Origin of the sequence: Marinobacter sp. EN3 (assembly GCF_000475315.1) — a bacterium.
Classification (GTDB): domain Bacteria; phylum Pseudomonadota; class Gammaproteobacteria; order Pseudomonadales; family Oleiphilaceae; genus Marinobacter; species Marinobacter nauticus.
Genome location: NZ_AXCC01000024.1, coordinates 66,254 through 79,528, shown reverse-complemented (window position 1 = coordinate 79,528; position 13,275 = coordinate 66,254). Strand labels below are relative to the sequence as shown.

The window sequence follows — 13,275 nt, the reverse complement described above, 5'->3', positions numbered from 1 at the left end:
TCCGGTATAGTACTCGCTTGGGTGGCAGACAGGGAGCAACAGGTTTATGACGGTGGAACTGGGAATTATTGAAGGATTTTACGGCCCCCTGTGGAGCTGGTCCGAACGGCGCCAACTGGTCAATACCCTGCTTGCCCATGGTTACGGCTTCTATCTGTATGCCCCCAAGGCCGATCCTTACCTGCGTCGTCGCTGGCAGGAGCCGCACCCTCCGGAGCAGGCTGAGGCAATGGCGGACTTTGCCAGATTCTGCCGGCGTGAAGGTGTGCGGTTTGGTATTGGGCTGAGCCCGTTCGAAATCTTCAATAACTTCGATGAGGCGGCCCGGGAGGCCCTGGCGAAGAAACTGAAAATGCTGGATCGCCTCGGTATCCAGGAGCTGGCTATCCTGTTTGATGACATGCACCCGGACACCCCGGACCTGGCCCGCACCCAGGCTCGGATCGTGGACTGGGTAAAAGCCAACACCAGTGCCGGCAAACTTAGCGTATGCCCCACCTACTACTCCGATGACCCGGTGCTGGACCGGGTGTTCGGGCAGCGGCCGGCGGACTATCTGGAAACCCTGGGGGCGGAACTGGACCGTGAAGTGAGAGTTTTCTGGACCGGGGAAGAGGTCTGTTCCCGTGAAGTTTCTCCGGGCCATCTCAAACGTGTCAGCAAGTTGCTGGGGCGCAAGCCACTGCTCTGGGATAATTACCCGGTGAATGATGGCGATCGCATGTCCCGGCATCTGCATCTTCGTGGCTTTACCGGCCGCCCTGCCGGGAATGCCGCCTACCTTTCCGGCCACGCCATCAATCCGGCACTGCAGCCGGTGCTGACCACGATCCCGGCGATCACACTGGCGGAATGCTACCGCCAGGGGCCGGACTACCAGTATGGCCAGGCGTTTTTGCATGCAGCGCGGGAAGTGCTGGGGTTGGAGCTTGCGGGGCAGTTGCACAGGGATTTGCTGACCCTGCAGGACACCGGGCTGGCACGAATCAGCGATGAGAAAAAGCAGGCATTGATTCACACCTACGACGCGTTTGATCACCCCGCGGCTCACGAGATCCTGCGCTGGCTGGCCGGCGACTATCAGGTGACCGACGAAATGGTGGCCACCCAGTAGGCACCTGTTTTCGGTTACTCCAGGTAGTAATCGAAGGTGGAGACCACCCGCACGGTTTTCACAGGCTGTTGTTGCTCCGACACGCCTGGTGCCTGATCCCTTGCCAGAATCTGGAACACACCCTGATTGGCCCGGCGCAGGCTGCCAAGTTTGGCCTCGGCATCCCGAGCGAACTGTTGGGCGGATTCACGGGCCGCCGCGGTGGCCTCGGCGATCATGGCCGGTTTGATATCGTTCAGGCCGTTGAACAGGTAAGTGGGGCCGCTCGGGCCGTAGTCTGAGGACAACACTACGCCGGAATCCACTAGCTCGCTGACGTTCTGTGCCGCCTGTCGGATGCGATCGATATCGGTGCTGCGCACCATCAGGGTCTGATTGATGATGTACTGTTGCTCGCTGATATTGCCGGCGTATGGATTGGCGCGAGTGTCGGTCACGTCCAGACGTTGGAGCTCAACCGCTGACTGGTCAATGGCCTGCAGTTTCAGGAACGCCATGATGGCTTCCCGGCTGCTTCGGGCTTTGTTCTGTGCTTCGTCCAGCGTGCTACCGGTGGCAACAAAGCGTATGGGCCAGAGCGCCAGGTCTGCCTGCACTTCCCGTTCGGCCATGCCCTTGACCGTTACGTAGCGATCGGCCGTGCGAAGCCCCATCAAGCCCTGGCTCAACAGGGAAGCAGCAACAATGGCGCACAGGCCGATAATCAGGGCAGAGACAACTTTCATGGCTTACTCCTTGCGGTTCGGAAAACGTCCTGATGTCTGCGCAGGTTAACGGGAACCGGGGCTGCTGGGAAGGCGCGCCTTACGCGCCACTTTGGTCACTCGCAGCGGGTGTCTGAATGGCGGCTGAAGCGTTTCTGCATGGCGCTGCGCTGGCGTTCCGCATCCCGGTATTCCGGAGGCAGGGGCAGAATAAAGTAAAGGTAGTCACCCTTGTGACGGTTTGCTGCCACCGGCATCGCCTGTTCCGGGGGCGACCATTCAACCGGTGAGAGCACTGCAATGCTCAGCTCTGGTGCCCGTTGCTCAAGGACCGCAACGGTACCGAGCCGCTGTTCGCTGTGGAAGGTGCCGGTGGTGTGCAAAACCTGATGTCCGGGGTGTTCATTCAGTGCAGTCAGTATCCGCTCGGCCATGGTGTTGTCCCGCAACAGCTGGGCCTGATAGGTGCTCAGCAGGCGCCCGGCCAGTTCTGTCTGTTCTGCACCGTGGCTGCCGGCAATGGCGTCGACGAATTTGTCACGGTAGTCCGGGGTATCCAGGAAGGCCTGTGCGGGCAGGGCGGCGCGTTGCGCGTCTGGCAGGCGCTTCAGATAGTCCTTACCCTCACGGCCGACACAGCGCACGATATCCGCCGGGGCGTTAGCCGCGACAACCGGCAGCTGGTGTTCTCGGGCAAACTCCACCAGGGGCCGGTAGGAGGCTTTGTAGTTCTCCCAGGCGTCCGCGTCTTCGATCATTTCCGTTTCACCGGTTTGTCCGGCCAGGTAGGCATCCAGGGCGTCCTGGTGGTTCAGGTTGAACTGCTCCATGGACAGGATCTGCCGGGGGTTGTGCCGGTACAGCGCCTGTTGAAGGCGGGCCTGTAACAGGTGCGAGGCATGGTGGCCGTGGTATTCCCCCGTCACCACCACATCGGTGTCTGCCAGTTGCCGGGCCAGTTCTGTCACGGTGATGATCTCGCCGGTACCGGCATTGACGATGACTGCATCGTACTGGCTGACAGGCTCGGGCAGGTTTTCTGCGCGCATGGCGGTGCATCCTGTGAAGGCGACGATGGTTGCAAGTGTCAGGGCAAGGCGGGTGGCGTAAAGATTCATGTCCGATTATACGTTGCCGGAGTCAGTCGGTTTTCTGGGCGCTGCTCTCGCGCCAGTCTGGCCCGAGCCGCTCTTCCACATATTCACGAATGAACTGACGAACCTTCTGGGAGGGAGTCACGTCCTCCTGCTTGCAAAGGGCCTCGAAAATTTTCTTCTTTTCAGGGTCAATCAACAGGGTCAGCCGGGCAGTTCGGTTTTCCATGGTGTTTCTGGTTCTCAACAGGTTCAGCGAAGATGGTTACAGATGGCATGTTAATCATATTAACATTGAGTGTACAGATGATGAGCATATAATGTAACCAAATGCCTGGCCTGAGAGAGTCTGTTCATGCCCCATCGCGCCCATCTGTTTTCTCTTCGTACCGCTCACGCCGTTCGCGAGGCCTGCGTTGATGAACCCTACAGCAGCGGGCGCTTTTTCAAGGACCTGATGGCTGGCGCCACCGTTGGCATCATTGCCATTCCGCTGGCGATGGCGCTGGCGATTGCCTCCGGGGTTGCGCCGCAGTATGGCCTGTATACCGCTATCATAGCCGGTTTTCTGATTGCCCTGTTTGGCGGCAGCCGCTACAGCATTTCCGGACCAACGGCCGCTTTTGTCGTGATTCTCTATCCCATTGCCCAGAGCTATGGCCTGGGTGGCTTGCTGCTGGCTACGCTGATGTCCGGTGTGTTGCTGGTGATTATGGCGGTGATGCGCCTGGGCCGCTTTATTGAGTATATCCCCGAATCCGTCACTCTGGGATTCACCGGTGGTATTGCCGTGGTGATTGCCACCTTGCAGGTGAAGGACTTCTTCGGGCTCTCCGTAGACACTATGCCAGAGCATTACTGGGACAAGCTGGCGGTCCTGGGTCAGCAACTGCCGGCGCTGGATGAACTGAGTACGCTGGTGGCGGTGGTTACCCTGGCGGTGATGCTGCTCTGGCCAAGGCTGAGAACCCCGGTGCCGCCTCATCTGCCAGCAGTGATTGTCGGCAGTCTTCTGGCATTGTGGTTGAACGCTGGTGGCGCGGCGATTGAGACCGTGGGGTCACGCTTCAGCTACCTGCTTCCCGATGGCAGTACCGGCGCCGGCATACCGCCGTTTTTACCGGAATTCGCCTGGCCCTGGCAGCAGGCCGGGGCCGATGGGCGACCCCTCGGCCTGTCCTGGGACCTGTTCCGGGAGCTGATTCCGGCCGCCTTCGCCATCGCCATGCTGGGGGCCATCGAATCCCTGCTCTGTGCCGTGGTGCTGGATGGCATGACCGGTAAACGCCACAGTGCCAACAGCGAGCTGATGGGGCAGGGCATTGGCAATATGGTGGTGCCATTCTTTGGCGGTATCACGGCCACCGCCGCTATTGCCCGGTCCGCCGCCAATTACCGGGCCGGCGCTGAATCGCCGGTGGCTGCGATGATTCATGCGCTGGTGGTGCTGCTGGCGCTGGTCTCCCTGGCCGGCATTCTTGCCTATCTGCCCATGCCGGCCATGGCCGCGTTGCTGGTGATGGTCGCCTGGAACATGAGTGAGGCACCCAAAGCCGTGCACCTGCTCAAGACCGCGCCCCGCAGCGATATTCTGGTGTTTTTGACCTGTTTCGGGCTGACGGTGGCCCTGGATATGGTAATTGCCATCACCACCGGGGTGTTGCTGGCTGCGGTGCTGTTCATGCGGGAAATGGCACAAATGACCAGGGTAACTGACATTACCGGCAACAAACGGGTGCAGCAGGTTGGAGTGCCGGAGGGCTGGCAGGTGTTCAAGATCAATGGTCCGCTTTTTTTCGCGGCCGCTGACCGCATCTTCGGCGAGCTGGCCGACTTGTCCCAGCAGGCTAAGGGCCTGGTGTTGTACATGGACGGAGTGACCATCCTCGACGCTGGCGGCCTGGCGGCGCTGAACAAACTGATCGCCAGTTGCCGGAAAACCGGTACCCGCCTTGTATTTGCTGACTTGCAGTTCCAGCCATTGAGAACCCTGGCCCGGGCCGGCGTAAAACCGGAGCCCGGCGTGAGCTATTTCTACCCGACTCTGGAGGCGGCGCTGGCTGAGTTGTCAGAGATGGACTGGCAGACCTAAAAAAAACAGGCAGTTGGCATAACACGCCAGTGATCAACACAAGAATGCCTGAAGGCCGCATCATGTCAGGGCTCACCTTCCGGGACTGTTTGAACTATCCTAGGCGACAGAATCAGAAACCGGCAAACCGTTTGCCGCGGGAACGACGCTATAAGGGATCGAATGCTGCCATTTCGAATTGTTGATCGGATCAAGTTCATCGTGGAGCGCCAACTGGTCAAAGGGGCCGGCTTTCAGTTGCTGGTGGTCGGTTGCTTTATTGCGCTGATATCGCTGATTGGCGGTCTGCTGGTGGTGCTGCCCCAGGCCGGCGAGTTTGAAAGTGCCGGGCACGCCATCTGGTGGGCATTTTTGCGCCTGACCGATCCGGGTTACCTGGGAGACGACGTGGGCACCTGGCAACGCATTGTCTCCACCCTGCTGACGATAATGGGCTACGTGGTGTTCATGGGTACCCTGGTGGCCATTCTCACCCGTTGGCTGATTGCCAAGATGGAAGATCTGGAGCGTGGCCTTACCCCGGTGACATTGAAGAACCATATCGTCGTGCTGGGCTGGACCGCCCAGACGCCGCCGCTGGTAGCGGAGTTATTTGGTTCGTCTGGGCGTATGGCCCGGTTTCTGGAGAAGCATGACGCCCAGAAACTGCGGCTGGTTCTTTTGGCGGAAGAGGCCAGTGTCGAGCATTTGCACGAACTGATCAGGGAGCCTGGTATTGGCCGGCGAGCCCGGGAAGTGATTCTGCGCAGCGGTTCTGCCATTCAGCCGGAAGCGTTGCATCGGGTTGCCTGTCTGGATGCGGCGGCGGTGATTGTGCCCAGCCAGGTGCACGAGGGCGGCTCGCTGATAACCTCCGATGTTGAAACCGTGAAGGCGCTGTTGTCCATCGCCGCCCAGGCCAGGCACTACAACGCCCGGCTGCCCTTTGTGGTGGCTGAAATTCAGGACATGCGTAAACTGCCCGTTATCGAGCGGGCCTACCCCGGGGCCGTGGAAGTGGTGGCCGGTGATGCCACCATCAGCAGGTTGATGGTTCAGAACGTCATCCACCCGAACCTTTCCGAGGTATACAACGAGTTGCTGACCGCCGGTGAAGGCAACGAGATTTTCGTGCGTGGGGGAGAAACCGCTGAAGGCCTGACCTTGGCAGAGCTGGCAAGCCAGCGGCCCAATGCGATTGTCCTGGGTTTGTTGCATCCAAACCCGAGCGGGGGCTGGCAGGTCAATCTGTTGGCAGATTCAGGCACGGTCATCCGCAACGAAGACCGGGTTGTGCTTCTGGCCCGGGATTACCAGCATACCGTGGCCGTGCCAAAGGCAGCGACGTTGCCGAAGCTGGAGCGAAGACAAAACCAGGCCCTGCCAGAGCCGGTTCCGGGTGTCCACCGGGTGCTGGTACTGGGCTGGAACCGTAGGGTGCCGACCATGGCGGCCGAGTTTGCCAGCTATGGCAGTCGGGTTTTTGAACTCGATCTGGTGTCGGCGATTCCGTTGGATGACCGGAATCGGGAAATGCAGCGTTACGGCGTTGACCTGTCGAAAGTAAACGGTCGCCTGCTGGAAGCCGACTACATGGTGGAAGAGGACCTTCGGCGCCTTGATCCAGCCGGATACGACACAGTGATGTTGCTCAGCAGCGATCGAGTTGGCTCCGGAGAGGAAGCCGATGCCCGTGCCATGGTGGGCTATCTCCAGTTGGAAGATGTTCTGTCGGCCGCCCCCAGGCGACCGCAGGTCATAATGGAACTGAGTGACCCGGATAACCGCCATCTGTTGTATGGCCACAAGAGCGAGATGCTGATCAGCCCGATGATTCTCAGTCATGTGTTGGCTCAGGTGGCGTTACGGCGGGAACTGAGGGTGGTGCTGGATGAATTGTTCACGGAGGGTGGGGCAGAAATCCAGTTCCGGAGGCCTCACGACTACCCGTTGCCGGCCAGCGCGGATTTCCAGGTGTTGGAGAAGATTGTGGCGGAGCGCGGGGAAATTGCCCTGGGCGTTTATCGGGCCGAAGCGGATGAACGCGGGCGCCATTTGCAACTGAATCCGCCCCGGAACCAGTACCTGGATCTGCGCGATGGCGATCAGCTGTTGGTGCTTTGTCTGGGGGCTGAACGTTGAGCCGGCGTCTCTAGTCGACGGTCTCCAGCAGTGCCTGCATGATGTCGTCCATGACCACGAACCCGGAAATGTCGTTGTCACATAGCACCAGCAGGCGCTTGACCCTGTATTCGGTCATCAGTCTGGCCGCGTATTTCAGAGCCAGGTTCTCACCTACGCTGATCACCGGTTTGGCACACACATCGTAGACGTTCAGCAAATCGATGTCGCCGTCCTCCGAGATAACTGACTTGAGAATATTGGTATAGGTAATCAGCCCCCAGGCATCGTGCTCATTCTGGCGTTCGACCACCAGGGATTTGACATTGTGGCGCTTCATCAGGGAAAGCGCCTCGCGAATGGTGGCGAAGGGCGAAATCCTGATGATGTCGGTCACCATCACGTCTTTGACCAGTTTCATTATCTGCGCTCCGCTTACAGAGAGTCTTTCACGTGTTGTTCAAATTTTTCCACCTGGGCCATGTCGATGCCGCCCAGGTGTTCCAGTGGTACGGTAAAGATCATACCCTGGGAATCTTTGCCATCCGGCATGATGACTTTCTGGATGGCTTTCAGCACATCCAGCGACAGCCCCTTCTCCAGGACCATCAGCAGCACGCTCTGGCTGCCGTCGTAGGTCAGGCCGAAGAACGTTTTTTTCGCGGTATTGCTGATGCCCCGGCCGGACATCACAGTGATTCCTCCGGCACCGCAATCCCGGGCAGCATCAATACACTTCTGCTCCAGGTCTTCAGGAACGATGGCCACCAGTGCCGAGAATTTCATGGTGTCTCCTTACGTGGTTCTGCAAGATACTGGGATACGATGGCATAGGCCATCACCGTTACGATAGGAAAGATTGACGCAAAGGCAATCAGCCCGAAGCCGTCGATAAGAACGCTGCGTCCGTCAATACTGCTGGCCAGACCAATGCCCAGGGCGGTAACCAGGGGAACCGTGACCTCCGAGGTGGTGACGCCGCCCAGATCATAGGCCAGCGCAACGATGTAGCGGGGCGCAATCAGCGTCAGCCCGATCACCAGGATGTAACCGCCCATGATGTAGTAGTGAATGGAGTCGCCGGTGATGATCCGGTGAACGCCGATAGTGATGCCGACGGCTACCCCGACCGCCACCAGTATGCGAATGACATTGCCGTTCAGGGTTCCCCCGGCGGCTTCTTCCGCCTGTCCGCCGATGGCGATCAGCGCCGGTTCCGCCATGGTCGTGGCAAAGCCGATCATCAGGGCAAAGAGGTACACGTAGAGATAATTGTCCCTGGCCGTCAGTTGTTCGGCCATGCTGGTGCCAATCGGAAACAACCCCATCTTGAGACCGATCACAAAGGCATAAAGCCCCAGAATCACCAAGGTAAAACCAAAGATGACCTTGCGTGGATTGGGAAGTTTGCGACGCAGTACCAGATACTGAAAGAACAGCACAGTGATGATGATGGGCAGAACATCCCGAATCATGGTGACCAGGTCCAGCAGGGCGCCGACCACGCCGGACGGTTTGGTTTCTCCGGTATCGGCTGAGAGCGAAATACCTTCGGCTTCGGCAGAACCGGAGTACACCAGCATGCCGTAAACCTGCACGGTGATCATCGGTACCATCACCGCCAACGCCACCAGCCCGAAGCCATCTATCAACGGGTTCCGGCCACGTATGGAGGCCGCCAGTCCGATACCCAGTGCGGCAATCAGTGGCACGGTCACGACATTGGTGGTGACACCGCCGGAATCGTACGCCAGACCGACGATTTCCTCCGGTGCAAACCAGGTGACGATCACCACGATGACGTAACCGGTAATCATGAACCAGTGTAACGGGTAGCCGAAGATGGTCCGGAAAATGCCGAGGGCCACCACGAAACCCACGGACAACGCCACCAGCACCCGGAGTGTCAGGCTGTCGATGCGCCCCTCGCTGATGGTTTGCGCCTGCTCGGCCACCGCAATCAGGGCTGGCTCGGCGATCACCGCAGAGAAGCCCATAGCAAAGCCGAAGGCCAGGAGAATGACCAGGGAACCGCGCCGGGCAAACTGATTCGACAGGCTCTTTCCGAGCGGGAAGATGCTAAGCTCGAGCCCTTGCAGAAACAGGGCAACACCGATGGCAACCACAAACAGGCCGGCAACCATGCTGAACAGGTTCTCTGGCACCTGCTGGAGAATGGCGATCTGAAAGAACGCCACCACGATCACAATGGGAAGCAGGTTCTTCAGTGCGTGCAGGAGTGAATGATTGAAGGCGCGGACGTAGAACACAGAATGCCCCTGTAGCCCGTGGGTGAGGGAGGTTGCTGATCTGGGTCAAGTGCCTGAATCATAGCACGCTGTAGTCTGTCCGAAATGACCCGCCTCAATAATAGGCCTTCAGCCTGTCGGCAGGGATTATGTGTATTCATTTAAAAAATGCTGAAAATACACCATATAAATTTCAATTATAAATTCGAAAGCACTAAAGTTACGCCCAACGTCACCACCAGCCCGGTTAATCCGGCCGGTGGCTGACTCCGGAGGCTGCTGGCAGCAGCACTCCGAACCTTTTGAACACAAACGTAGAAAGGATAGAGACCATGCCTTACGCACAAGACGTCGACCAAATCGCTTCCCTCGTGAAGCAGAACCCCACCTGGAACGCCATCAACCCGAAGCACGCGGCCCGCATGCGCGCCCAGAACAAGTTCAAGACTGGTCTGGACATCGCCAAGTACACCGCCAAGATCATGCGTGAAGACATGGCTGCTTACGATGCCGATTCTTCCAAGTACACCCAGTCCCTGGGTTGCTGGCACGGTTTCATCGGTCAGCAGAAGATGATCTCCATCAAGAAGCACTTCGGTACCACCAAGCGTCGTTACCTGTACCTGTCTGGCTGGATGGTTGCTGCCCTGCGTTCCGAGTTCGGCCCGCTGCCTGACCAGTCCATGCACGAGAAGACTGCGGTTTCTGGCCTGATCGAAGAGCTTTACACCTTCCTGCGTCAGGCCGATGCCTGGGAACTGAACCACCTGTTCCGCGCTCTGGATGAGGCCGAGAAAGCTGGTGACACCGCTAAGGCCAAGGAAATCGAGCAGCAGATCGACAACCACGAAACCCACGTTGTGCCCATCATTGCGGACATCGACGCTGGTTTCGGTAACGCCGAAGCCACCTACCTGCTGGCCAAGCAGATGATCGAAGCCGGTGCTTGCTGTATCCAGATCGAAAACCAGGTGTCTGACGAGAAGCAGTGTGGCCACCAGGACGGTAAAGTAACCGTTCCGCACGCTGACTTCCTGTCCAAGATCAACGCGGTTCGCCTGGCGTTCCTGGAACTGGGTGTGGACGACGGTGTTATCGTTGCCCGTACTGACTCCCTGGGTGCTGGCCTGACCAAGCAGATCGCTGTTACCAACGAGCCGGGCGACCTGGGCGACCAGTACAACAGCTTCCTGGACGGCGAGTACATCGACGACGCTTCCCAGATCGAGAACGGCGACGTTGTGATCAAGTCCAACGGCAAGCTGCTGAAGCCGAAGCGTCTGGCCTCTGGCCTGTTCTGCTTCAAGCCGGGTTCTGGCGAAGACCGTGTTGTTCTGGACTGCATCACCAGCCTGCAGAACGGCGCTGACATGCTGTGGATCGAAACCGAGAAGCCGCACGTTGGCCAGATCGCTGGCATGGTTAACCGCATCAAGGAAGTGGTGCCCGACGCCAAGCTGGTTTACAACAACAGCCCGTCCTTCAACTGGACTCTGAACTTCCGTCAGCAGGTATTCGATGCCATGCAGGAAGAAGGCAAAGACGTATCTGCCTACGACCGTGCCAAGCTGATGAGCGCCGAGTACGACAACACTGAGCTGGGTCAGCTGGCTGACGAGTGGTGCCGTAACTTCCAGCGTGATGCGTCCCGTGAAGCTGGTGTATTCCATCACCTGATCACTCTGCCGACGTACCACACTGCGGCTCTGTCTACCGACAACCTGGCCAAAGGCTACTTCGGTGACGAAGGCATGCTGGCCTACGTTGCTGGCGTACAGCGTCAGGAAATCCGTCAGGGCATCGCTACCGTGAAGCACCAGGACATGGCCGGTTCCAACATCGGTGATGACCACAAAGAGTTCTTCGCTGGTGAAGCGGCTCTGAAGGCCGGTGGTAAAGACAACACCATGAACCAGTTCGGTTAATCGACTGGTTCAGGTTGTCCGGCAGGCACCCGCAGGTGCCTGCCAGCTACCAGAAACCCCGCATGGCTATCGCCCTGCGGGGTTTTGTTTTTCCAATGGCAGGTCATCAGTCTGGCTAGTACCAAGGCGATCTGGGAGACTTGTGCAAGGTGGTGCAGGGAACCTGGAGATATTATGGTGGCTGACCAATGGATTGTGTTTACCGTTCTGCTTGTTACCCTGGCAGCGTTTATCTGGAACCGGTTGCGGTTTGATGTTGTCGCCATGCTGGCGCTGCTGGCGGTGGCCATTGCGGGACTGGTGCCAGTTGACAGCGTATTCGCCGGTTTCGGACACCCGGCCGTGATTACCGTGGCGGCGGTGCTGGTTATCAGCCAGGGGCTGGTTAACGGTGGTGTGGTAGACGAGGTGGCGCGGCTGCTGGCCCGGGTAGGGAACAATGCCGTGATTCAGGTGCTGACCCTGACCCTCGTGGTGGCCGTGTGCTCGGCATTTATCAACAATGTGGGGGCACTGGCGCTTCTGATGCCGGTCGCCATCTGGATGTCCCGGGAAGCCGGACGGTCGCCTTCACTGCTGCTCATGCCTCTGGCGTTCGGGTCGCTGCTGGGAGGCACCATTACGCTGATCGGTACCCCGCCCAACATCATCATTGCCAGCTATCGAGAGGCGGGCACCTTCGGGCTATTTGACTTTGCGCCCGTGGGGCTGGCAATTACCCTGGCGGGTATCGTCTTTATCGGATTGATCGGCTGGCGCCTGACACCGAAACGGGAGGACCCGGCCGCCGGCGAGAAACTGTTCAGCGTGGGTGATTACCTGACGGAGCTGAAACTGACCGAAGGTTCTGACTATGCCGGTAGCACCCTGCACAACCTGCTGACGGCCGGAGACAGCCAGAACAATCTGGTGGTCTTGTCGTTGATCCGCGATGACAAAACAACGCCGGCACCCTCAACCTTTACCATTCTGCGTGAAAATGATGTCCTGCTGGTGGAAGCCGATACTGAGAGTCTGGGCGAGTTTCTGGAGATCACCGGTCTGACGTTGGCTTCGGGCGCGCCGAACGAGGAAGTAGAGAAGGATGGCACCGAAGGCAAAGGGCGTCGGCAACAGGCGGAGGATGAGCTGGTTGCCGGCGATGCCCGCTTGATCGAGGCGGTTGTGACGCCCGGTTCACAACTGGTAGGCCGTACCGCAAACCGTCTGAATCTTCGGGAGCGCTACAGTGTCAACGTCGTGGCCGTCGCCCGGCAGGGCCACCGTCTCAAACAGCGGCTGGCGGATATCCGTTTTCGTTCCGGTGATATCCTGCTGGTGCAGGGCTTCGAGGAGACGCTCCCGGCTAATCTGAGGACGCTGGGCTGCCTGCCGCTGGCTGAACGGGGGCTGGCGTTTGGCCGGGAGAAACGTCTCGGACTGGCCGGAGGGCTGTTTGCCGTTGCTATCCTCGTTATTGTCGCCGGCTGGGTGACGCCTCCCGTTGCGCTGGTGGCGTGTGCGGTCGCCATGGTGCTGGCCGGACTGCTGGAAGCCAGTGATGCCTACAAGGCCATCGACTGGTCGGTGGTGGTATTACTGGCGGCGATGATTCCGGTGGGGCAGGCCCTGGAGACCACCGGCGGCGCCGATCTTATCGCCCGTCAGATTCTGGTCATCGGTGAGGGACAGGCGCCCTGGCTGGTGCTGTCGATTATTCTGATTGGCACCATGTTGTTATCCAATGTGGTGAACAATGCCGCGGCGGCCATTCTGGTCGCACCTATTGCCCTGGGCGTTGCTGGACAGTTGGGGCTGTCTTCGGACGCAACGCTGATGGCCGTCGCCATTGGCGCATCCTGCGCGTTTCTGACCCCGATAGGGCATCAATCCAATGCGCTGGTCATGGAACCCGCGGGTTACCGGTTCGGCGATTATTGGCGCCTGGGGTTGCCACTGTCTGTGGTGGTCACCGCCACGGCGGTGCCGGTTATTCTCTGGGTATGGGGCTGACTGGA

At 59.0% G+C, this 13,275-nt stretch carries 11 protein-coding genes; 5 read left to right on the top strand and 6 right to left on the bottom strand.

Annotated elements, in window-relative coordinates:
- The first annotated feature begins 46 nt into the window (after nucleotides 1–46).
- Nucleotides 47–1,114, top strand: coding sequence for a beta-N-acetylglucosaminidase domain-containing protein (locus tag Q675_RS28985; RefSeq protein ID WP_023011276.1), 1,068 nt, complete (start codon nucleotides 47–49; stop codon nucleotides 1,112–1,114).
- A gap of 14 nt (nucleotides 1,115–1,128) precedes the next feature.
- On the opposite strand, the gene Q675_RS28980 is transcribed toward Q675_RS28985, so the two are convergent.
- The 3 genes from Q675_RS28980 to Q675_RS28970 form a co-directional block, all read right to left on the bottom strand.
- Entirely contained in the window at nucleotides 1,129–1,839 is a 711-nt protein-coding gene (locus Q675_RS28980) for an SIMPL domain-containing protein (RefSeq protein ID WP_023011275.1), read from the bottom strand.
- Nucleotides 1,840–1,934: 95 nt separating this feature from the next.
- Nucleotides 1,935–2,867 carry a ChaN family lipoprotein gene (locus Q675_RS28975; RefSeq protein WP_023011274.1) on the bottom strand — a complete coding sequence of 311 codons (933 nt, stop codon included), beginning with the start codon at nucleotides 2,865–2,867 and terminating at the stop codon, nucleotides 1,935–1,937.
- 91 nt (nucleotides 2,868–2,958) lie between these two features.
- A complete protein-coding gene (locus Q675_RS28970) occupies nucleotides 2,959–3,141 on the bottom strand; it encodes a hypothetical protein (protein ID WP_022993113.1) in 183 nt (60 codons plus the stop codon).
- A gap of 126 nt (nucleotides 3,142–3,267) precedes the next feature.
- Here Q675_RS28970 and dauA point away from each other — a divergent pair, with 126 nt between their 5' ends.
- Together dauA and Q675_RS28960 are read left to right on the top strand one after the other, a co-directional pair.
- Complete coding sequence (dauA, locus tag Q675_RS28965) at nucleotides 3,268–5,004, top strand: C4-dicarboxylic acid transporter DauA (protein ID WP_023011273.1); 1,737 nt, start codon at nucleotides 3,268–3,270, stop codon at nucleotides 5,002–5,004.
- A gap of 162 nt (nucleotides 5,005–5,166) precedes the next feature.
- Nucleotides 5,167–7,125 carry a CASTOR/POLLUX-related putative ion channel gene (locus Q675_RS28960; protein ID WP_023011272.1) on the top strand — a complete coding sequence of 653 codons (1,959 nt, stop codon included), beginning with the start codon at nucleotides 5,167–5,169 and terminating at the stop codon, nucleotides 7,123–7,125.
- 10 nt (nucleotides 7,126–7,135) lie between these two features.
- On the opposite strand, the gene Q675_RS28955 is transcribed toward Q675_RS28960, so the two are convergent.
- The 3 genes from Q675_RS28955 to Q675_RS28945 are packed head-to-tail and all read right to left on the bottom strand — an operon-like array spanning nucleotide 7,136 to nucleotide 9,374.
- The gene (locus Q675_RS28955) at nucleotides 7,136–7,525 is read right to left on the bottom strand and encodes a CBS domain-containing protein (RefSeq protein WP_022993110.1); all 390 of its coding nucleotides are present in this window, start codon (nucleotides 7,523–7,525) and stop codon (nucleotides 7,136–7,138) included.
- A 14-nt stretch (nucleotides 7,526–7,539) separates the two neighbouring features.
- Nucleotides 7,540–7,890 (bottom strand): P-II family nitrogen regulator, encoded by a 351-nt coding sequence (locus Q675_RS28950; RefSeq protein WP_022993109.1) that lies wholly within the window; start codon nucleotides 7,888–7,890, stop codon nucleotides 7,540–7,542.
- Nucleotides 7,887–9,374: a DUF1538 domain-containing protein gene (locus Q675_RS28945; RefSeq protein ID WP_023011271.1), complete on the bottom strand. Its 1,488-nt coding sequence runs from the start codon at nucleotides 9,372–9,374 to the stop codon at nucleotides 7,887–7,889. Before Q675_RS28945 ends, Q675_RS28950 begins: the two co-directional genes overlap by 4 nt.
- A 311-nt stretch (nucleotides 9,375–9,685) precedes the next feature.
- Between Q675_RS28945 and Q675_RS28940 the strand changes: the two genes are divergently transcribed.
- Nucleotides 9,686–11,278: an isocitrate lyase gene (locus tag Q675_RS28940; protein ID WP_023011270.1), complete on the top strand. Its 1,593-nt coding sequence runs from the start codon at nucleotides 9,686–9,688 to the stop codon at nucleotides 11,276–11,278.
- Between the two features lie 174 nt (nucleotides 11,279–11,452).
- Complete coding sequence (locus Q675_RS28935; protein ID WP_023011269.1) at nucleotides 11,453–13,270, top strand: SLC13 family permease; 1,818 nt, start codon at nucleotides 11,453–11,455, stop codon at nucleotides 13,268–13,270.
- The last annotated feature ends 5 nt before the right edge of the window (nucleotides 13,271–13,275 follow it).